Source organism: Streptomyces sp. NPDC042638 (genome assembly GCF_040647235.1).
GTDB classification, from domain to species: domain Bacteria; phylum Actinomycetota; class Actinomycetes; order Streptomycetales; family Streptomycetaceae; genus Streptomyces; species Streptomyces rameus.
Window position 1 is genome coordinate 1 of record NZ_JBEZBT010000027.1, and the last position, 19,206, is coordinate 19,206.

Sequence of the window (19,206 nt, forward strand, 5' to 3'; positions counted from 1 at the left end):
CCTTCCAGACGGACCCGATTCGGAAAGGTTGATCACGACATCACACAGGCCCTAGCAGGCGTCGCCCGGGACTCCTCCGTGCGCCGCGACCGGCTCGCGCTGGTCGCGGCGCACGCGTGCAGCATGCCCAACACCATCCAAGGCTGGGGAAGACCTGTGACCACGACACGGTGACCACGCGAACGGGCATGACGCGCCGTCGCATACTCGCGGCAGCGCTCATCACCGGCCTCGGGGCTACCGTGCCGCTCGGCGCCGCATCCCGCGCGTGGGCGGCTCCTACCGCCTCCGACCCGGCACGACTCACCCTGCCTGCGCCCACCGGACCGTACCCGGTGGGCACGGTGCCACTCCACCTCATCGACACCTCACCTCCGGACCCCGCGGCCGGTTCCGGGCACCACCGCGAGCTGATGGCCGGCGTCTGGTACCCCGCTTGCGAGACGGAGAACCTGCCGCGGGCTCCCTGGATGACCGACGGCGCACTGCGGGCGTTCCTGACGGACGTCGGCTTCCCCTCGACCCCGCCCTCGGCCCGCTCACCGCCGGGCCCGTCGGCGCGCCCGTGCACCGTGCGAGCCAGCGTCTACCCGTCATCGACCGATGGGTGGGAGGGACGATCGACTGCGTGGACGTCGAGCGGGTGGCGGACTTTTGGAGTGTGCTCCTGGAGCGCCGGCGAGAGCCGGCCCGGCCGGGTTGGTGTTACCCCGGCCCTGCGGACGATCCGCAGTCTCGCCTCGCGTTCCAGCCCGTCACCAGCCCGAAGCAGGGCAAGGTGCGACTGCATCTCGATGTGGCGTGCCGGTTCCCCGGGCGGCAGTCAGGTGCTCCCGAGTACCGTGCGGCACGCGAGCCATGCCTCAGCGCTCAGCACGTCCTGGAGCCGGGTGAACAGGGCGAGCAGCCCAGGGCCCCACGTGTCGCGGAAGGCGGAGTCGGCCTGGGCGAGATCGAGTTCGTTGGCGGCCGACAGTTCGGCGAAGTCCCGGCGCAGCTGGATCCCCAGAACGCGGGAGCGGCCGGTGAACCTGTCGTGGAAGGCAGCACCGGGCCGCTGGAGAGCAGGGTAGGTGGCCTTGCGGTCGCATGAGGCGTACAGGTGGACGATGGCCTCCGCCTCGGTGCCGATCACCGCTGCGAGGTCCGCGCGGCGCTCCAGCGGCAGCAGAGCCTGGGGGAAGCCGTCGGTGCCGTAGAACGCGTGGCACAGGCCGGCGAGTTGGAGGGCCGGGCGGGCCTGCCATGTCGCGAGCCGCGCCTGTACGCGCTGAAGGTGGGCCAGGAGGGTGCCGCCGGGGTGGGCGATGCTTTCGGCACCGCATGCGCGCAGGAGGGCGACAGCCTGGTCGGAGGCGGGGGATAGAGCGGGCATGGTGTCGGTGTCCCTTCGGTGACGGGTGGCCGGCACCCGCGAAGCGTCTTCACCGGCTTCCGGATCCGTACGGCACCGCACCGGCGTGCCGACTGGGCCCTGCGACGATCCTCCTGCCGCCGCGGCACCCCGGTCAATCCTGGTGATCCCTCCCCTCACCCTAGGTATGTCTTGGGCACCCGTGGCTGTGGCTGACCTGGCTGTGCGCGTAGCCGGGTGCGGTGGAAAGCCTCAGCGCCGTGGCGGGTGATCTTTCCGTAGGTGATCTGCGGTGATCCGGCGCCGCGCGGGCAAGCACACACCGAGGCCATCGGCTGGGCCGGCCGCGACCGTCTGCCCCACACCCCCCGCCCTGACCGGAAGGTGCACCCGGTGGTGGAGTCCGCGGTGTTCGCGGTGTTCCCGGTGTCAGTCAGGCGGCTCACCTGAGGGCCGTGGTGAAAGGGGCCGCCGGGTTGAGCAGGCTGCCGTGTGGGGGCGTCCGCCCCGGCGGATGGCTTCTCTGCTTGCGGGTCCGGGCGCGTTCCTCGCATCCGGGCGCATGGACGTCGCTGTGGCGGGCGTTGGCGTTGCGCCGGGGGCGGCAGCAGGGGCCGGCCTGTGTCCGCTGCCGGCCGGAGATCGCCCTCGGCGTCTTCGGCCGACGTCTTCCACCCGGATCGGGCCGGGGGGACGACGGTGGCGGGGGCCGGCGCACGTGGTGTGGAAGCTTCCCGCGCTCCGGCCCCCCCCCCGCTACTTCTTTCGTGCGGTTGTGCGGTCTTCCGCCCGCGTGGCGCTACTTCTTCCTGCGGCGCTTGGCGGGCTCCGGCTCCGGTGTCGGGGTCCTGGGGGTGGTGCGGAGCATCACCGTGTAGTTGCGGTGCTCGAAGAGCTGGTCGATGTCCGGGTTGCTGGAGGAGCCGACGCCGCAGCACGCGTAGTGGACGGTGAGCGGTGGCGCATCCTGTTCCTGCTGCTCGCGGGCCGCGGCCAGTTCAGCGACCTTGTCGCTCAGCGTCCCGCTGTCCACCGAGGTCGCGCCTTCGGCCAGGTGCTTGGCCTCCAGGGGCATCAGCTTGTAGTTGATGACCTCCTCGCCCGCGCCGAAGGTCTTCGGGTAGCCCTCGGGCATGGGCTTGCGCTTGTTGTTGTTGCCGACGAGCTCCAGGTCGTCGGCGCCCGGCGGGTTACCGGACTCCACGAGCTTGGCGACCTCGTTCTCCAGCCAGGCGCCTGGCGGGGCGTACACGATGAGCTCGATTCCCTCCGGCACGGTGAAGGTGGCCTTCAGGGCGCGGCTGCGGGTGCCGGGGAACTTGGGCAGGCGCTGGTTGTCCCCGAATCGGCCGTGCCCGCTGAGCACCGTGGTGTTGGGATCCTGGGCCTGCTCCCCCGCTTCCTGCTGAGCCGGTGCGGAGGGGCCCGGCATGCGTTGCAGGGGAAGTGCCCGGCCGACGACCATGCGGCTGGCGACCTCATTGCCGACCGACTGCTGAAGGCGGCCCATCAGACCGCCGGACTCGGGGGCCGTCAGCGACGAGGAGGCAGGGGAGCCGGGCGGCCGGGAGCCGCGTCCCCGCCGGCCCTCCAGCAGCTCCTCATGCTCGTGCTTGCGCATAACTGACTCCCCTTGGCACGCAATCCTCGTGGTACGGCAAGGAGTCGACTTTAAGAGGGCCGTTCGGGCGGTGGGCAGGGCGGCAAGGGCACAACCGGGGCAGCGGGGGCTGCCCCCGGGTGCCGGGCTCTCGTGCGGTCGGCTGCGACCGCGCGGCGCCGCGCACGGCGGCCGGCCTGCGCGTCGTCGCCGGACGGCGCGGGCCAGGGGCCAGGGGTCCGGGGTCCCGGTAGGTCACGCTCGGGCCGCGCAGCCGGGGGCACAGCCACCACCGGCCCGGACCAGGCTTGAGTGCCTCGCCGCCGTCGCCGCCGGGCTCCACAGTCGCCCACGCAAAACGCTCGGCCGGGAAACCCCAGCCGAGCGCCTCGTCGAGCTTGTGGTGACCGCCAGTTGATCACTGTGTCGCTACGGCCCCTGGCATCCGCCGAGTGGTCCGGGCCTTCGTCGCGCCGCGGGAGTCACTGTGCCGGCCGCTGGCGGCCAGGCCCCTGTCCGCAGCTTTCCGGAGAGGGGTGCGCCGGCCCGCATCGCCGCCGTCCGGCGTAAAGGCGCTTGTCGTTCGCCGCGCCGGGCTGAGCCGGGGTGCGGGGTGCTGGCCGCTGTGTGATGAGCGGGGCCGCGATGGCCTCTTTTCGTGGCGCGGGCCGCGGATCGTCACAGCGCGGCCCGGCGCGTCGGGCCAGGGGGTGGCTCAGTACGCGGAGTTGACGTTGTCGATGGAGCCGTAGCGGTGCGCGGCGTAGTTGGCAGCCGCGGTGATGTTGGCGACCGGGTCGGTGACGCTGTGGGCGGTCCCGGCGACGTGGTAGGCGTTGAAGGTCGGGTCGATCACCTGCAGCAGGCCCTTGGAGGGGATGCCCTTCTGCGCGTTGACGTCCCAGTTGTTCTGGGCGGTGGGGTTGCCGCCGGACTCGCGCATGATGTTGCGGTGCAGGCCCTCGTAGCTGCCGGGGATGCCCTTGGCCTTCATGATGGCCAGGGACTTCTTGATCCAGGCGTCGAGGCTGTTCGCGCCGCCGGTGCCGGTGTGGCTGTCCTGCGAGGCGGCCGTGACGCTGTGGGCGCTCTTCGGCGCCTCGGCGGCGTGCGCGGAGGCGGGCATCAGGGTGAGGGCCGCGGCCGCGGCGCCGGTCGTGGCGATGCCGGTCAGAGCGAGGGAGCGCAGGCGGGCAAGGCGGCGGGGGGCGGTGATCGCGGTCATGAGGAAGGGTCTCTCCTGTAAGACGTCTGTCGAGGCGCCGGCCGGTGGTACCGGTCGCGGCCTAGGGCGTCGGGGCGGCCCTGTGCTGCACAGCGCGGGGTGAGTGAGGCGATCGACGCCCGGTCGGCCCTGCGGCTTGCGGCAACGAGCAACATGGTTAGCGACCCGACCAGACCAGGGCAAGAATGTGACGTACTATCCCTCATAGGAGAATTGACCCAAATCGGTCATTTGGCGGCTTTGTGTGCTGGTTGCCGCAATGCGGCGCTACGGCCCTGCTTAGGACGTGACATGACCCCTATGGGCCGCGTCACCCTTTTCGCGGGGAAATCCGGCCTCTTCGCGGGGGAATCCAGCCTCCGCGGGGGCCCTCACCGGGTCCTGGGGCGAGCCGCGAGCCCTTCCGGGCATCCTCACGGCCCGCCACGAAACGTCACGGCGCGCACCGGCCCGGGCCGGGTCCCTCCGGGGTCGCACCGGGGCTTTCAGGACTCCAGGCGTTCGCGGTCACCCATCACCACGACGGGCTGCCGCGCCGGGTCCAGGGTGCGCAGCAGGGTCTTCATGCCGGCCTCGGGGACGGTGACGCAAGCCGAGGTACCGTCGCCGTGGTCGGAGTGGAGCCATATCCCACCGCCCCGCTCCACCCCCTCCGGACGGCTCCAGTCGAACGGCGGAACACCCCTGAGCCGGTTGTAGTCGATAGCGATGACGTAATCGAAGTCATGGGCGTGGGCCTGCTCGGGTTGCAGCATGGTCGCGTAGGCGTGGTCGTCGTGCCAGTACCTCAGCCGGCTCCCGGGATCGGCGAGCGTGCCTCCGGCGTCGGTGAGCGTGAACACGCCGACGGGACTGCGCGCGTCGTCGATGCGGTGGTCCTCCGTCCAGCCCAGCCTGCCGTTGTGTGCGGGCCAGCTCGCCGTCCGCACCCAGGTCGCATCGCGCTTCTGATAGAGCACGACCAGGCTGTCGGGGGAATCAGGGCGCTCGCCGTAGACGACCACCGCCTGCCCGGTGCCGGCCGGCACCTGACTCCACATCCGCTCTCCGACGCCCGGTAGGCGCCTGCCCACGGCCTGACCGGGATAGGCGGACGCCGCGCCGGGTGCACCGACCGAGATCTTCCGCTGCGCCCCCTGGCCGCAGGCCGTGGCACCGGCCAGCAGGACACCACAGGCGAGGGCCGCGGCGATGGCATGACGCACACCGCCGCGTCGCACCGGCCGACGACAGGACGGGGTCACCGTGAGCATCCGCATGGTCAGGATCTTGTGACGAGGCGGATACGGCGCGCACCCGGACGCGGCATCCGGCCCAACTGTTCATCACCCGTCTAGCCCGTGCTGGTGCACGGCGCCGTTGTCGTGGAACAGGGCCGCCGGGCAGCGGAGTGTCGGCCGAGGCTTGTCCCCGGGGCCTTGAGCCTGGACGCGGGCGCCGGGCGTGGCACTGATGGGGAGCAGCGCCATCTGTTCATGTTGTATCCGCCGCTCGCCGGGAAGACGGGAGAGGCACAGTGGCCGTCCGGAGGAGGGACAGTGGCGCAGGATCCATCACTGAGGGCCGTGGGATGGGCGCGGTCCCTGCCGATCAGCAACGGTGTGAAAGCGGCCAGGGACTGGACGCGTGCGCACCTGGCCTCCCTCGGCTGGGACCGGACCGCACCGGATCTGGTGGACTCGGTTGTTCTGGCCGTGTCCGAGCTGGTCACCAACGCGCACGTCCACGCCCGCAGCAACGCGCAGCTCGTCCTGACCTGGGACGAGCAGTGCCTGCATGTGACCGTGCACGATGCCTCGACCCGGCTGCCCGAGCAGCGCCACGCCGGTGATCAGGCCCTGGGAGGACGCGGGCTGTTCCTGGTCGAGGCCGTCGCCGATGCGTGGGAGGCCCGTCATTGCCCTCGTGGCAAAGACGTCACCGCCTGCTTCGAACCGCCTTCCTCCGCCCGGCCCGACACGAGCGGCGCCGGGTGAGGTCAGGAGCGGGGACACGGCAGGAGTTCGCGCGGGTTCCCTGTCCCGCTAGTTCCTTGTCTCGCGGGTTCCTTGACGCGAACGCGCTAGTTCCCCGTAGCGCCAGCTCCTTGACACGCGGAGTGTTTGACGTGCGGGTTCCTTGACGCGTCATTTCCTGTCGCGCGGGTTCGCTGTCGCACGTCCCCCTGCCGCGCCCGGCGTCAGCCCGCCTGTCCCCTGCCCTTCCGGATGCTTTCGGCTGGCTTCGGTGCGGTTCGCTGCCGCCGGTGCAGTTCGCCCGGTGCAGTGCACCCGGCGCGGTGAGTGAGTGTGCTTGCCTGTCGAACATGCCCGTAGGGCCCGGCCGGTTACGGCCGGGCCCTACGCAGGGGCCTGGGTTGCGGCGTCAGATCACCATCGATACCAGCGGCCGCGGCCACCGCCGGCAGACGTGGAGCGCATGACGAAACCGAGCAGCCACAGCACCAGGACGGCGAGGGCCACCCACCACAGGATCTTGACGGCGAAACCAGCACCGAAAAGGATGACCGCGAGCAGCAGAACGAGCAACAGGGGAACCATGTTTATCAACCTCCTGAGGCTCAGTCTTCCCTGTCATTGCCCCTGCATTCCCTACAAGTGGTCTTGTTTACGGAGGGAAGCTAGGGGCACGAGCCGGTTACCGCGACAGCGGCTCGAAGCTATGAGGAGGCGTGTTCCATGACTGCCGGTGAGAAGGCCAAGGCGAAGACCGAGCAGGCCAAGGGCAAGACCAAGGAGACCCTGGGAAGTGCCCTCGGCAATGACCGTATGGCCGCAGAGGGGCGGGCGGAAAAGAGCACCGGGGACGCCCGCGAGGCCAAGGAGAAGGCCAAGGACGCTTTCAAGCACTGACACTCCCCCATTTTTTTTCAGAAGGGGCCTTCCTGCGGGAAGGCCCCTTCTGCTGCGAAATGAGGGGTGCTTATCCGGCATCGCCGCCGCCCCGCCCAAGGATGCGAGGAGTCACACCGGGTCGGGCAGGTCCATGAGCGCCAGCCTGGCCGGGCCGACCACGGCGGTGATGTGGGTGATGTGGCCGTCGGCGACGGTGAAGGCGAGGACGGAGAGCGCGGTGCCGTCCTCGCTCCAGGAGATGACGCCGGGGCGGCCGTTGACGGTCGCCGCATGGCCTCGCGCCGCGCTGGCCGACCGCGCGCGCGGGTGGCGACCTCGGTGGCCCCGAGCGTGACGCACATGCCGTTCGGGGTGTGGACAGTGCTTCACTTCGGGGTGAAGGACCTGCAGCAACTGCTCGAACCGACCGTCGCGGGCCGCGGCCAAGCCGCGTGCGGCCTAGGCTGTGCAGGTGATCATCAAACGTTCCTGCCCTGCGGCCATCATGGTTGTGGTGTTACTGCTCGCTGTCGCAGGGTGCGCCGATCCCACGAGTCCTGGTTCTTCCGGTGCGGCGCCGGCCTCTTCCGCGTCCGCCCCGGGGGGAGCCACGGTGACGCCGGCATCGCCTTCGGTCCTGAAGCCGGCGCTCACCGCCCGCGATGCCGCGCAGCAGTTCGCTCAGGCTCTTGCCCGCGGCCAGGCCGAGCTGGCCTGCGGGCTGGCCGACGCCCGGCTCCGTTCCGTCGTCCCGGGCGGCTCGTGCGCGGCGGCATTCACCGAACTCGCAGCGGACGAGCGGTACGTCTTCACGCAGAGCGCGTGCGTCGACTCGCCGGACAGCTACAAGACCGGTGGTGACCCGCAGGACACCGCGGACTCCGTCCGTGTCGACATCGACTGCGAGCAGGGCTACACCTGGCTCCGCGTCGATCGCGTCGGCTCCCTGTGGCGCGTCATCGACATCAACACGCCATAACGGTCGCGGCGGGCACCGGGGGCGCCTTGCGAGCCTCCGGCCGGTGTCCCGCCTGTGCTGCCGCCTGCTCCAGATCGCCCCGTCCAAGGCTGACCAGGAACGTGTCCTGCTGGTCAGCCCCGAACTCGCCGACGTCCTGGCCACCATCGTCCGCCGGGTCCGCGACCCGCGGACGGGCGGCATCCCGCTGTTGGCCGCCTACGACTACGACGAACGCACCTGGGACCCACCGCCCCGCTGCTGTTCCAGTGGGACCGCGCTGGAGAGCCCTCCCGCATGACCGGCGTACTCATCCGCCGCGCCTTGGCCGAGGTCCTCGCAACACGCCTGCTTCTCTGAACTACCGGCGGCAGCGGGTCAGCGGCCGCCGGTAAACCAGTGGCTCTGCGTGGACGAGCCTCGTAGCTTGTGCGTTCGTGACTGATGATCCGCAGATGCGCCCGAATCGACACGATCTCGGTCGAGTATTCGATGAGGTGCCGGAACTCTACGACCGGGTCCGGCCGGGATACCCCGACGAACTGTTCGCGGACCTTGGCGCCATCACCGGCATGGACGAAAGGTCGTCGGTGCTGGAGGTGGGCTGCGGTACCGGTCAGGCGACGCGCACGCTGGCAGCGCTCGGATGCTCAGTGACCGCCGTTGAGCCGGGCACGGACATGGCCGCACTCGCCCGCCAGCGGATCGCCTCCTTTCACAACGTCGAAGTCGAGACGTCGACCTTTGAGGCGTGGGACGACCGCGGTCGACGCTTCGATGTTCTCGTGGCGGCATCGTCTTGGCACTGGGTCGACCCGTCGATTGGCTGGCAGCGGGCGCACGCCGTGCTCTCTCCCGGGGGTTGGATGGCGCTGCTCGGCCACGTCGTTGTCCGTCGGCCGGGAGAACCGGAGGTGTATGCCGAGACCGCCGATCTGCACGAGCGGTTCTGTCCCGGCAACCCCGGCTGGGGTCATCCGCCGCTGGAGGACGACGTGCGCACCACCGACGAGGGTTGGGGCCTGGTCGACGGTCCCGGGGGATTGTTCGGCCCAACGATCGTGCGCTGGTATCCAACCGTCCAGTGGTTCAACGGGGACGCCTTTGCCGATCACCTTCGCTCGTTGTCGCTGTACCGGAGGCTCGACCGCGACGTCCGTGAGCCCCCTCTCGACGCCATCGCCGAGCGCATCCGCACGCGGATGGGCGATCGAGCATCACGCCGTTATCTGAGCGTCCTGCGGGTCGGACGCCGCGCCGAGTGAGGCCAGGGACCGATCTCTGAACTAACGGCCGCGGCCTGATCAGCAGTTGGAGAGGATTCTTTCGTCTCCCGCCTGCCGAGGGTGATCTGGCCGAGGGCCGGCATGCCGAGGCTGACCGTATTGGATCGGCGGGTCGCCTCGGCGTCGAGCTGCGCGAGCTTGTCCTCGGCGCCAGCGAGGCTGACACGGAGTCCTTCGACCTCGCCGAGCCAGCCCTCCTGTTCGGCTTCGGCGATGCGGGCGACGAGGTTGTCGCGGATCTCCTCAAGGCGGCCGCGCTGGGCCGGGTCCGGCCGGAGGAGCGAGCAACGGATGCAAGCGTGTTCATGAACACGAGGGCTTGAAAAAGCACGAGCGCAGGTTCCGATGACCTTGCGCTTCTCGAAGTGCGCGAGGAAGGCGTCCCATTCCTCCTCGGTGGGGGTTCGGTACTCATCGCTGAGCCGGGCGGCCCTGCGGCGGGCGATGAAGGCGCGATGGGCCTCGATGGTCTCGGCAGGGTAGATCGCCTTGTAGCCCATCGTCGTATCAAGACTCTTATGCCCGCAGATCACTTGGGCGATATGCGGTGGCAGGCCGTTCATGATGGCGTCGGTCACGAAGATCCTGCGGAAGTCGTGCGGGGAGAAAACGAGCGGTTCGCGGGCGGCATCGGTCAGGCTCGTGGCGGCCAGCGCGTTGATCAGAAGTTTGCGGAGCGCGATCGGGGTGAAAGCCCGTTGTTCGGTGCCGATATCGCGTTGGAATAGCAGCGGCATCGGCGGGTTCCAGACCCGCTCGTGGACGTCGTAGGAGGTCACCAGCGGGATCGCGCGACTGCTTCCCCGCTGGCGGTGGATGATGGTGGAAAGGACGTCTGCCAGTTCCGGGCTGACCCGCAGGAGCCGTTCGCTGTCGGTCTTGCACGGGGCGATCTGCAGCAGGGGTACGACTTCGCCGGTGCTGGGGAGCCGGTATTCGGTGATCCTGTGGTGGGTCAGCTCCAAGAGCTGCTCGTCGCGGATGCCGGTCAGGCGCAGGACCTCGATCGCGGCGAAGACCCAGAAGGCTTCGGTCTCCTCGCAGGTGAGGTTCCGCCGCCGCCCGGTCGAGGTCTCCTCTGCCCAGGTAGCGGTGTCTGACAATTCCCGCCGACGACCGCCAGCGCCGTGCGCCGTCCGGCTTTGGCGATCAGTGGTTACTGCCGGCCGTCCACGCGGTAGGGTCGGCGCCAGCCGGTTGACGGCGGGGACAGTGGGGGGGAACCGCTGATGCCTAATTTAGACGAGACGAGCCGTGCCGTCGTCCGACGGGCCATGGCGGCGCCGGACGCCGGAGTGCCCTACCAGGCGTACCCGCCGGAGCAGTTGCTGGACGCGGACCTCCACCGCGCCATGGCCACGCTGATCCTCGACGCGCGTGACCAGCTCACCCCCGACCAGGCCGGCGGGCCCGGAGGAGTCGACCTTGAGCTGGTCTTCCTGGTCGGCTGCTACTACGCGGCCCGAATGCAGCTCCTGGCCGAGGAGGAGGCGCGGTGGGCCGCCTACGCGTTCGAGTTCCTCCTGGCGGTGGTCCGCGAGCTGCGCCCCGAAGCGGTGCCCACCCACTGGCGGCTGGTGTTCGAGGAGCAACCGCCGAAGTTGGTCCCCGCGTACGAGGTCCTGCACGCGGTCGGGACCGCGCTGTTCCTCCCGAGCGAGGCGACCGGGGACGTGTACGGAGTCCTGTGCGCCACAGCGCTCCTGTGCTCGGCCTGGGAGCGGTCGCGCAGGACGGAGTCGGAGCCGGTCCTCAGCTTCAAGGCGGGGACTTTCCTGGCCGCCGCCGCCGACCTGGACGAGGACCCCGAGTCTGCGGGCCGGACACGGGTCAGGGCGCTGCACCTGATGCGAGGGGGCCTCGGCGCGATCCCCCTGGACCAGGCGCCGCAGCGCGACTCGATGATGGCCGAGATCATCCGGGTCCGGTCGAAGGTTCCGGCGGCCGCCGCTCCGGACGACGGCGTCCACGCCGAGATCGACCGCTATCACCGCGACGGTGACCCTACGCGACTCGACCGGATCATCGACCGGCTGCGCGATGTCATCACCACCGCGGCCGAACCGGACCGCAGCCACCGGCGCTCCGAGCTCGGCCAGATCCTGCGGATGCGGTTCGAGGTCAAGGGAAGCCTGGACGACCTGAACGAGTCGATCCACCAGCTCGGTGCGGCCCTGGCCGGCCCGGTCGACCAGGAGATCCGCGCCAGCGTCCGCTCCTTCCTGGCCCTGTCCCACCTCGACAGGTACGGCACGAAAGAGGACCGGGCAGACCTGGACGAGGCCACCGTCCTCGCTCGCCTGGCGTGCGCCGCCACCGCCGCCTCGCCGGCCCACGGGCAGCGGCTCACCAACCTGGCGGCGGTGCTGACCGTGCGGGCGGCGGCGAACGACGACCCGGCAGCGCTCGACGAGGCGATCGAGCGCCTCAGGCAGGCGCTGGCCGTCACCCCGTCGTCCCAGCTGGACCACCCGGTCATGCTGATCAAGCTCGCGGTCGCCCTGCGCGAGCGGGCCGGCCGTCCCGGACGGGAACCGGACCTCGCGACGGCGGAGGCCATCCTGCGGCAGGTGGCGGGCCCTGCCGCGACCCCCGCGTCCGGGCCGCATGCCCTGCTCGCCCGTGTGGAACTGGGCGAACTGCTTGCAGAGCGGGGGCTGCGCCTGCGGGCCGCCGCCGACCTCGCCGAGGCGGTTTCGTACTGCCGGGCGCTGGCAGTCGCCCGGACCGAGGACGTCCGTTCCCGCCTGTTCGGCGCGGTGCGCTGGGCGATGATGGCCGCCTACCTCGGCGACCCGGACCAGTCCCGCACCGCGTTCGGCGTGGTGCTGGACGACCTGCTGCCCAAGCTCACCACCCGGGCGCTGGGCCGCGACTCCCAGGAGGCCCGGCTGCGCCTCACCTACACCCTGGCCAACGCCGCCGCCGCCGTGGAGATCCAGGCCGGCCGCCCCGAACAGGGGCTGGTCCGGCTCGAACAGGGCCGGGGCGTACTGCTCGCGCAGGCCCTCCAGCTGCGCGGCCGCCAGGACGCGCTGCGCGCCGCCTCGCCCCGGCTCGCCGACCGCTACGAGGAGCTGTGCCGGGAACTGGTCGCACCCCGGCTCGACCCCGAGCGGCGCAGGGCCGCGGCCGACGCCTTCGACGACCTGGTCGACGAGATCCGCCGACTGCCCGGCCTGACCGGTTTCCACCGCCCGCCGAACTGGGACAGGCTGCGCGAGGCCGCCGAGGCGGGCCCCGTCGCCGTCGTCAACGTCTCGACACTGCGCTGCGACGTCCTCCTGCTGCGCTCCCGGCAGGGCCGCACCGCGATCGAGGTGCTCCCGCTGCGGGACGTCACGGCCGAGGAGGTCAACCGGCGGGCGGACGTCTTCCGGGCGGCGGTCGCCGGGCTCACCACGCGCGGTACTGACATCGCCGACCGGCTCCGGTGGGACGGCGACCTGAGGGAGACGCTCCACTGGCTGGGCTCCTCGGTGGTGGGGCCGGTCCTCGCGAAGCTCGGCATCGACCGCCCGGACGGCGGCGGGCCGCTGCCACGACTCTGGTGGTGCCCGACCGGCGCCCTCGCCCTGCTGCCTCTGCACGCCGCCGTCCTGCCCCGCACCGGGGACGGGCCCCCGAGCCCCCCGGTGTACGCGCACGACCTGGTCGTCTCCTCCTACGTGCCGACGCTGGGATCGCTGCTTCACGCCCGCGACCGGTCCGCGCCGGCCGCCGGGCGCGGAGCGCTGGCCGCCGTCGCCGTGGACGCGGGCAGTGACGCCCGGCCGCTCGTCGGCCTCAGCGACGAACTGGCCGCGACACGACAGCTGCCCGGTCCCCACCGCGAACTGCGGGACGCCGCGGCCACTCCCGGGAACGTCCTGGCGGCGCTGCGCACGCACACCCATGTCCACCTGGCCTGCCACGGAGCCTGGGACGGTGCCGACCCGTCGAACAGCAGACTTCTCCTGCACGGGGGCACCCTGACACTGCGCCAGCTCGCCGCGGAGCGACTGGCCGACGCGGAGTTCGCCTACCTCTCCGCCTGCCACAGCGCCGCGCCCGGCGTGGAACTCATCAACGAGGCCGTCTCGGTGGCCTCGGCCTTCCAGCTGTGCGGCTACCGACAGGTGATCGGAAGCCTGTGGACGGTCGACGACAAGGTGGCGCCGCTGCTCGCCCGCGAGGTGTACCGGCTGCTCGCCGAGCCCGGCGCTCCCGACCCCGCGATCGTCCTGCACCGCGCGGTCGACGCACTGCGGGCGGACCCCGATTTCAACGAGCCCCTGTACTGGGCCTCGATGGTTCACAGCGGGCCCTGAGGGCCCGGAACGGAGGAGGATGAACCAGGACCGCGGGCAACGGGCGGCATTCTGCTCGGCCCTGCCGTACCTGAGGGAGTACCTCACCGCCCAGGGGCGGGCTGCGGAGTTGCGGGACGCCGTGACGGCGGTACTGGCCGACACGCCCGTCCAGGATGCGTTGGCCGGACTGGGCATCCCCCGCTACGTGCTGGAGGACGGCGCCACGGTGCGCGGCGAGGAGCCGGGGCCGGGCGACATCATCCCCGACCCGGTACCCCGGGCCGAAGGGGAGCGGTACTCCTGCCCCGATGGGTGGTGCGGACGCCACGAGGTACGCGAGCCCGGCGGGCCGGTCCCCGGCGGAGGACACTGCTGGCTGCGCGACCGCGCCCTCGTGCTGACGAGGGCGTGAGCCAGTGTCCTCGCTGCTCGGCGGCCTGGGCGAGAAACTCGCCGACAAGTGGGTCTCCGCCCTGGCCGTCCCCGGTCTCCTGCTGATGGCGGCGTCGGCGGCCGCTGCGGTACTCGGCCAGGCCGACGCCCTCGACCTCGCCGCGCTGCGTGCGCGGGCCGGGCGGGAGGCGGCGCGCGCCGGAGAGTGGTCCACCGTCGCCCAGCTCGCCGCGCTCGGGGCCGTCGTGCTGGGCTCCGTCGCCCTGGGCGCGCTGGTGCGGGCCTGCTCCGCGGCGGCCGAACAGGTCTGGACCGGTGCCTGGCCCGGCCCGGCCGACCGGGTGGCTGCCCGGCTGACCGCCCGGCGCAAGACGCGGTGGCGAGGGCTCCAGACCAAGATCACAACCTTGCGCGAGGAGATGCCGATCCCCGCGCTGGGCCACCCCGAGTACGAGGCGAACCGGGCAGAGATCGACCGGCTCACGGCGCTCCGCGACCGGATCGCCCTCGCGGAGCCGCAGCGGCCGACCATGACCGGTGACCGCTTCGCCGGCACCGGCACCCGGCTGCGCAACCAGTACGGCATCGACCTCGCCGCTGCCTGGACCCGGCTGTGGCTGGTCCTGCCGGACACCGTCCAGGCGGAGCTGCGCGTCTCGCGGGCCGGCTTCGGCGCGGCCGTGGAGGGAACGACCTGGGCGGCCTGCTACCTCGCCCTGGGACTGCGCTGGTGGCCCGCCGCGCTGATCGGGCTCACGGTCGGCCTGCTCGCGTGGAGCCGCGGCCGTCGCGCCGCGGTGCTGCACGCGGAGCTCGTCGAATCGGCCGCCGACCTGCACTTGAAGACGCTGGCGGCCGAGTTCGGGCTCGTCGGCACGGACTCCGGGCCGGACCTCACACCGGGCCCCGAGCCTGACTCCGAGCCTGGTCCTCCGCCTGGCTTCACCGTGGGGCCCGAGGTCGGCCTGGCGCTCAACCGCATCTTCCGCAAGGGCGCCTGACCGCGGGTGCCCGGTCGGCGGGCGCGTCTAGGACCGTTTCCTACGTGGTGAGGCGGACGAGTCGTGTGTAGCAGCAGAGGGCGCGACGAGGCCATGAAAGGCCGGGTAGTTGTGAGGATCGCGCTCGTAGCGAGGGCTCAGGCGTCGGTAGCCGGACAGCCAGGACATCGTCCGCTCGATGACCCAGCGGTGGCGGCCCAATCGTTCGCCGGACTCGATGCCTTTGCGCGCGATCCGTCCTCCGATGCGTTTGCCACGTAACCATTTCCGCAGGTCGGCGCGGTCGTAGGCTTTGTCCGCGTGGAGGCGCTGGGGCTTGAGGTGGCGGTCGCGGTGGGGGTCGTGTCACGTGTGGTGACCCTCGACCATGGGCTGGCTTCAGCCCGTCGCTGTCATGGGTGTTGCCGGCCGAGACGCCGACGAGGAGGGGCAGTCCGTTCGCGTCCGACAGGACGTGCGTCTTGGCACCCGGCTTGCCCCGGTCCACGGGGCTGGGACCTGTGTGTTCGCCCCTTTTTTAGCGCGGACGTGGGCGGTGTCCAGGACGACGCGGGTGACGTCGATGAGGTCGGCGTCGTCGAGCCGGTGCAGCACGGCTTCGTGCAGCCGCCCCCAGACGCCGGCTCTCGACCAGATCAGGAACCGCCGGTGGGCGGTCGACTTCGATATGCCGAAGCAAGGCGGCAGAGCCCGCCAGGCGCAGCCGCAGACCAGCACGTAGATGATCGCCGCGAACAGCGTCTCATCAGGCGTGTCCTGCGTTCCGCCGCCCTGCGGTGGGGTTGCCTCCGTGCTTTCGTTCCGGGTGCTGGGTGAACGCCGCGCGGTACGCGCTGGGCGTGAGTCCAGTTCGCCGCGACAGGTGCTGGCGCAGCGAGTCGGTGGTGGCGAGACCGCTGAGCAGGGCGACGCGGTCCATCGGCAAGTCGGTTGTCTCCAGAAGTTCCTGTGCCCTGATCACCCGCTGGTGGAGGAGCCATTGCAGAGGGCTGAGGCCGGTCTCCGCATGAAACCTGCGGGTCAGAGTGCGGACACTGGTCCGCGCGTGGGCGGCGAGGTCGGTACGGGTGAGCGGTTCGTGCAGGCGGGCGAGTGCCCAGGCGCGGGTCGCGGCGAGTGAGGTGCCGGTCTCGGGTGGCAGTGGCATCTCGATGAACTGGGCCTGCCCGCCCGGCCGCACGGGCGCCGCCACCACCAGACGGGCGACGGCGTTGGCCGTCGCGGCGCCGTAGTCGGTGCGTATCAGGTGCAGGCACAGGTCGATACCGGCGGAGAGTCCAGCCGAGGTCAGGACGTTGCCGTCCTCGACATACAGCACGTCGGGACGCAGTTTGACGGAGGGGAAGCGGCCGGCGAACTCCTCGGACTTGGCCCAGTAGGTGGTTGCGCCGCGTCCGTCGAGCAGTCCTGCCTGAGCGAGGACGAAGGCTCCGGTGCAGATCGAGGCGATGCGCTTGCCTGCGGCCGCGGAGCGGCGCAGCGCAGAAAGGATGCGCGGGTCTGTGTCGTCGCGGGCTCCGGTGCCTGTGACGATGACGGTGTCGGCGTGGTCGATGGTCTCCAGACCGTGGGGGACGGTGACCTCCAGACTGCCGCTGGTGACGACCGGCCCGGGACGGGCGGTGCAGACGCGCACGTGGTAGCCGCGAACGCCGTGGACCGACGCCTCGCCGAGCACCAGTTCGGGGATGGAGAGGTCGAAGGTGGTGGCCGGAGGAACGGCGATCACAGCAACGCGGTGCATGGCCCGAACCTCCAGGTGTTTGGCATTCGGGCCACTACCTTACGGATCTTGCGGGGTGGAAGGTAGGTGGCACGTCGCCGCGGCTAGCGAGCCAGCGGTGAGTGCCATCACTGCATCAGGGAGAGTACGCGTGTCCTTGCACGTCATTGTTGGAGCCGGAGCCACCGGATCGGCCACTGCCCGTCTGCTGGCCGACGCCGGTGAGCAGGTTCGGCTCGTCACCCGCCGCGGCAGCGGGCCGGTGCACGAGCGGATCGAACGAGTCACCGCCGACGCCACCGACACCGCGCGGCTCATCGAACTGACCCGCGGCGCGACCGCCGTATTCAACTGCGCCATGCCGCCCTACGACCGCTGGCCGACCGAGTTTCCTCCCCTGGCCGACGCCGCGCTGGCGGCGGCCGAACGCACCGGCGCGGACTACGTCATGCTCGGCAACACCTACGGTTACGGCCCTGCCGACGGGCCCGTCACCGAGGATCTTCCCCTCGCGCCGACCAGCGTCAAGGGCCGTGTCCGGGCTCGGATGTGGCAGGACGCACGTGCCGCTCACGATGCGGGCCGGGTACGGGTGACCGAGGTCCGGGCAAGCGACTTCCTCGGTGCGGGTGCCTACTCGCCCTTCACGCTCATGGTCGGGGCGCAGGTGCTGGCCGGCGCGCCCGCCTCCTACCCGGGCGACCTCGACGCCCCGCACAGTTGGACCTACACCGGCGACGCGGCGCGCACGCTGGTCGCCGCGGCGCAGCACGAGGACTCCTGGGGGCGCGCCTGGCACGTGCCCTCCACCTCCGAGGCGCCGGTGCGCGAACTGGCCGCGCGGCTGGCCGCGGCGGCTGCCGCGCCTGGTCCGCGACTGGGTCGCATGACGAGGGCCGAGCTCGAGGCGATCGGGCGGACCGATTCGGTCATGGCGGAGTTCCCGGAGATGCTCTACCTGTACGACCGGCCCAACGTCCTCGACGCGTCGTGCACCGCGAAGGCCTTGGACGTCACGCCCACCCCTGTCGATGAGGTTCTGGCCGAGATGGCCGCGGAGCACGCCAAGCCTGCGGCCTGACGCACCTGTCGGCCACCGCACTGCGGGCTGTGGACGCCGGGATGTCAGCGACCAGTTGCGGAGCAGGGGGCGCACCCACGCTGCCTACTGGCGCACCTGGTTCTGGCTCGGCGATGACGAAGTCCCACTCCGGGAGAGCCGACGGACAGCATGTCGGTGGAGTCGTCGGGAGACGGAGCGTGGCTGCTGACTTCCGACTGCGACTGCCGACCCCAGAGTCAGCGGCACCCATGCCGTGAACAGGGCGGCTACCCTGTGGAGCCGCTGCCGGCCTGCTCTCGGGCACGCCGTGCCGGACCTGACGGTCCGCTGCGCAAGCCGGCGGCCACGACGGTGACTGCGTCCGCGCGTCCCGCGGGAGCAACCGGACGCCTGGTACGGCATCTGCTCGACGAGGCCGCGCAGGCCCCGCCCCCGGCGGTCTCGACGGCGATCTGGCGGAGCGGTCCGGCTTCACGGTCGTACGAGAGCTGGGCAGGCGAGGCATGCGCCGACCTCGGTCACCGGCTGTCGCTCCGCGGAATGAAGGCGTAGGAGGCACCAGCTGAAAGGGCCTTCCCGACCTCCTCGGAGAGCGGTTCGGTTATCCACGGTGGCTCGTGCCCGAAGGCCTCGACGACCTGGTGATGGTGACGGGGTCGCCCTCTGTCCCCCGGGCTCCTGCGGAACTCACCGCAGGAGCGACCGCTCGGTGGGCGCCAGCCGCAGCCGCTGTGGGTGCCTGGCCCACCGCGCCGAAAGGGTCGGCAGCACCTCCTCGCGCCAGCGCTCTGAAAGCTCCAGGCGATTCAGGTGGTCGTCGATGTGGCCTTCGTCGGGAAAACGTGAGAACCATACGAACACCTCCTCGTTCGTCCGTACCGGCAGCGCCGGGAAGGTGTTCGGGGCGTGTTCCGACTTCAGGTACGCCAGCGGCTCGCCGCCGGACTCGGTCAGTACGGGTCGCACACGCTGCTGGAAGAACTCCACGAACGTCGTGTCGAACGGGCCGTTCCCGTACCAGATCGTGGCGAGGACAAGCGACGGCGGCGATGGCGCCGGCTCACCTGGAGCCGGCCGGGTACCGGCCGGCACTGGGAACCCACCGCGCTCCGAGGCCGGCCGCAGCAGCAGCACGTCAGCGGAGTCGATCATCGTCGCGTTCGCCTCGTCGCGGTGCGCCTGCCAGACCGGCCCGCCGTAGAAGCTCTCCAGCGCCTCGGCGCGGCGCGGCATGTCTTCGAAGCCGCGGAGCCAGACGAACCGGTCAGGGTCGTCCAGGTCGCGGAATTGCCCCAGGACGGTCGCACCCACTGCCTCTTGGGACTCGACGAACTCCCGGTCGAACAGATCGATCAGTACGTCTCGCTGTCCTGGGTGCAGCGTGTACTGCCGCAGTTCGACGACTGGACACCGTAGGGCCTTCATCGGTCTTGCTCCTAGTTCAGTTGTTGGAACAATATTTGTTACAACAAGCGGT

General features: G+C 71.0%; 18 protein-coding genes and 2 pseudogenes. 10 read left to right on the top strand and 10 right to left on the bottom strand.

The genetic code is table 11. The features are described from left to right. Positions 1–628: 628 nt before the first annotated feature. Positions 629–793, top strand: a pseudogene (locus AB0B40_RS21710) (VOC family protein); the annotation flags it as partial. Between the two features lie 30 nt (positions 794–823). Here AB0B40_RS21710 and AB0B40_RS21715 read toward each other — a convergent pair. The 4 genes from AB0B40_RS21715 to AB0B40_RS21730 form a co-directional block, all read right to left on the bottom strand. Next, complete coding sequence (locus AB0B40_RS21715) at positions 824–1,375, bottom strand: DUF6817 domain-containing protein (protein ID WP_362265035.1); 552 nt, start codon at positions 1,373–1,375, stop codon at positions 824–826. 778 nt (positions 1,376–2,153) lie between these two features. Next, positions 2,154–2,975 carry a putative adhesin gene (locus AB0B40_RS21720; protein ID WP_345046222.1) on the bottom strand — a complete coding sequence of 274 codons (822 nt, stop codon included), beginning with the start codon at positions 2,973–2,975 and terminating at the stop codon, positions 2,154–2,156. Between the two features lie 694 nt (positions 2,976–3,669). Next, the gene (locus AB0B40_RS21725) at positions 3,670–4,179 is read right to left on the bottom strand and encodes a transglycosylase SLT domain-containing protein (protein WP_345046224.1); all 510 of its coding nucleotides are present in this window, start codon (positions 4,177–4,179) and stop codon (positions 3,670–3,672) included. Between the two features lie 485 nt (positions 4,180–4,664). Further along, positions 4,665–5,438 (bottom strand): L,D-transpeptidase family protein, encoded by a 774-nt coding sequence (locus AB0B40_RS21730; protein ID WP_345046225.1) that lies wholly within the window; start codon positions 5,436–5,438, stop codon positions 4,665–4,667. A gap of 279 nt (positions 5,439–5,717) precedes the next feature. On the opposite strand from AB0B40_RS21730, the gene AB0B40_RS21735 reads away from it, so the two are divergent. Next, complete coding sequence (locus AB0B40_RS21735; RefSeq protein WP_345046226.1) at positions 5,718–6,155, top strand: ATP-binding protein; 438 nt, start codon at positions 5,718–5,720, stop codon at positions 6,153–6,155. Positions 6,156–6,548: 393 nt separating this feature from the next. On the opposite strand, the gene AB0B40_RS21740 is transcribed toward AB0B40_RS21735, so the two are convergent. Further along, positions 6,549–6,719, bottom strand: a complete 171-nt coding sequence (locus AB0B40_RS21740; protein WP_345046227.1) for a hydrophobic protein — start codon at positions 6,717–6,719, stop codon at positions 6,549–6,551. A gap of 138 nt (positions 6,720–6,857) precedes the next feature. Here AB0B40_RS21740 and AB0B40_RS21745 point away from each other — a divergent pair, with 138 nt between their 5' ends. Beyond that, on the top strand, positions 6,858–7,031 hold the full coding sequence (locus AB0B40_RS21745) for a CsbD family protein (RefSeq protein ID WP_345046229.1): 174 nt from the start codon (positions 6,858–6,860) through the stop codon (positions 7,029–7,031). A gap of 111 nt (positions 7,032–7,142) precedes the next feature. Here the strand turns inward: AB0B40_RS21745 and AB0B40_RS21750 are convergent, their stop codons facing one another. After that, on the bottom strand, positions 7,143–7,373 hold the full coding sequence (locus AB0B40_RS21750; RefSeq protein ID WP_345046230.1) for a hypothetical protein: 231 nt from the start codon (positions 7,371–7,373) through the stop codon (positions 7,143–7,145). Between the two features lie 253 nt (positions 7,374–7,626). On the opposite strand from AB0B40_RS21750, the gene AB0B40_RS21755 reads away from it, so the two are divergent. The 3 genes from AB0B40_RS21755 (at position 7,627) to AB0B40_RS21765 (ending at position 9,236) form a co-directional block, all read left to right on the top strand. Next, positions 7,627–7,992: a hypothetical protein gene (locus AB0B40_RS21755; protein WP_345046232.1), complete on the top strand. Its 366-nt coding sequence runs from the start codon at positions 7,627–7,629 to the stop codon at positions 7,990–7,992. A 43-nt stretch (positions 7,993–8,035) separates the two neighbouring features. Then, complete coding sequence (locus tag AB0B40_RS21760) at positions 8,036–8,272, top strand: hypothetical protein (protein ID WP_345046233.1); 237 nt, start codon at positions 8,036–8,038, stop codon at positions 8,270–8,272. A gap of 136 nt (positions 8,273–8,408) precedes the next feature. Next, positions 8,409–9,236, top strand: coding sequence for a methyltransferase domain-containing protein (locus tag AB0B40_RS21765; RefSeq protein ID WP_362265038.1), 828 nt, complete (start codon positions 8,409–8,411; stop codon positions 9,234–9,236). Here the strand turns inward: AB0B40_RS21765 and AB0B40_RS21770 are convergent. Then, entirely contained in the window at positions 9,197–10,360 is a 1,164-nt protein-coding gene (locus AB0B40_RS21770; RefSeq protein WP_362265039.1) for a site-specific integrase, read from the bottom strand. The two genes, AB0B40_RS21765 and AB0B40_RS21770, sit on opposite strands and share 40 nt — an antisense overlap. Before the next feature lie 126 nt (positions 10,361–10,486). On the opposite strand from AB0B40_RS21770, the gene AB0B40_RS21775 reads away from it, so the two are divergent. Genes AB0B40_RS21775 through AB0B40_RS21785 form a run of 3 tightly spaced genes read left to right on the top strand, consistent with a single transcriptional unit; the run spans position 10,487 to position 14,943 of the window. Further along, entirely contained in the window at positions 10,487–13,567 is a 3,081-nt protein-coding gene (locus tag AB0B40_RS21775; protein WP_362265041.1) for a CHAT domain-containing protein, read from the top strand. Positions 13,568–13,586: 19 nt separating this feature from the next. Then, positions 13,587–13,961 carry a hypothetical protein gene (locus AB0B40_RS21780; RefSeq protein ID WP_345046237.1) on the top strand — a complete coding sequence of 125 codons (375 nt, stop codon included), beginning with the start codon at positions 13,587–13,589 and terminating at the stop codon, positions 13,959–13,961. Between the two features lie 4 nt (positions 13,962–13,965). Then, positions 13,966–14,943 carry a hypothetical protein gene (locus AB0B40_RS21785; protein WP_362265043.1) on the top strand — a complete coding sequence of 326 codons (978 nt, stop codon included), beginning with the start codon at positions 13,966–13,968 and terminating at the stop codon, positions 14,941–14,943. Between the two features lie 40 nt (positions 14,944–14,983). Here AB0B40_RS21785 and AB0B40_RS21790 read toward each other — a convergent pair. After that, positions 14,984–15,720 (bottom strand): annotated as a pseudogene (locus tag AB0B40_RS21790) (IS5 family transposase); the annotation flags it as partial. Further along, positions 15,689–16,687, bottom strand: a complete 999-nt coding sequence (locus AB0B40_RS21795) for a helix-turn-helix domain-containing protein (RefSeq protein ID WP_345046240.1) — start codon at positions 16,685–16,687, stop codon at positions 15,689–15,691. The pseudogene AB0B40_RS21790 and the gene AB0B40_RS21795, both read right to left, overlap by 32 nt. Positions 16,688–16,817: 130 nt before the next feature. Here AB0B40_RS21795 and AB0B40_RS21800 point away from each other — a divergent pair, with 130 nt between their 5' ends. Further along, positions 16,818–17,747, top strand: coding sequence for an NAD-dependent epimerase/dehydratase family protein (locus tag AB0B40_RS21800; protein WP_362265045.1), 930 nt, complete (start codon positions 16,818–16,820; stop codon positions 17,745–17,747). A gap of 669 nt (positions 17,748–18,416) precedes the next feature. Here AB0B40_RS21800 and AB0B40_RS21805 read toward each other — a convergent pair. Further along, positions 18,417–19,154, bottom strand: a complete 738-nt coding sequence (locus AB0B40_RS21805; protein WP_345046243.1) for an NIPSNAP family protein — start codon at positions 19,152–19,154, stop codon at positions 18,417–18,419. Positions 19,155–19,206 lie beyond the last annotated feature (52 nt).

Coding starts and splice junctions, on each gene's coding strand:
- AB0B40_RS21715 (WP_362265035.1), bottom strand. CDS start 1,375: ATGCCCGCTCTATCCCCCGCCTCCGACCAGGCTGTCGCCCTCCTGCGC.
- AB0B40_RS21720 (WP_345046222.1), bottom strand. CDS start 2,975: ATGCGCAAGCACGAGCATGAGGAGCTGCTGGAGGGCCGGCGGGGACGC.
- AB0B40_RS21725 (WP_345046224.1), bottom strand. CDS start 4,179: ATGACCGCGATCACCGCCCCCCGCCGCCTTGCCCGCCTGCGCTCCCTC.
- AB0B40_RS21730 (WP_345046225.1), bottom strand. CDS start 5,438: ATGCGGATGCTCACGGTGACCCCGTCCTGTCGTCGGCCGGTGCGACGC.
- AB0B40_RS21740 (WP_345046227.1), bottom strand. CDS start 6,719: ATGGTTCCCCTGTTGCTCGTTCTGCTGCTCGCGGTCATCCTTTTCGGT.
- AB0B40_RS21745 (WP_345046229.1), top strand. CDS start 6,858: ATGACTGCCGGTGAGAAGGCCAAGGCGAAGACCGAGCAGGCCAAGGGC.
- AB0B40_RS21775 (WP_362265041.1), top strand. CDS start 10,487: ATGCCTAATTTAGACGAGACGAGCCGTGCCGTCGTCCGACGGGCCATG.
- AB0B40_RS21780 (WP_345046237.1), top strand. CDS start 13,587: ATGAACCAGGACCGCGGGCAACGGGCGGCATTCTGCTCGGCCCTGCCG.
- AB0B40_RS21795 (WP_345046240.1), bottom strand. CDS start 16,687: ATGCACCGCGTTGCTGTGATCGCCGTTCCTCCGGCCACCACCTTCGAC.
- AB0B40_RS21805 (WP_345046243.1), bottom strand. CDS start 19,154: ATGAAGGCCCTACGGTGTCCAGTCGTCGAACTGCGGCAGTACACGCTG.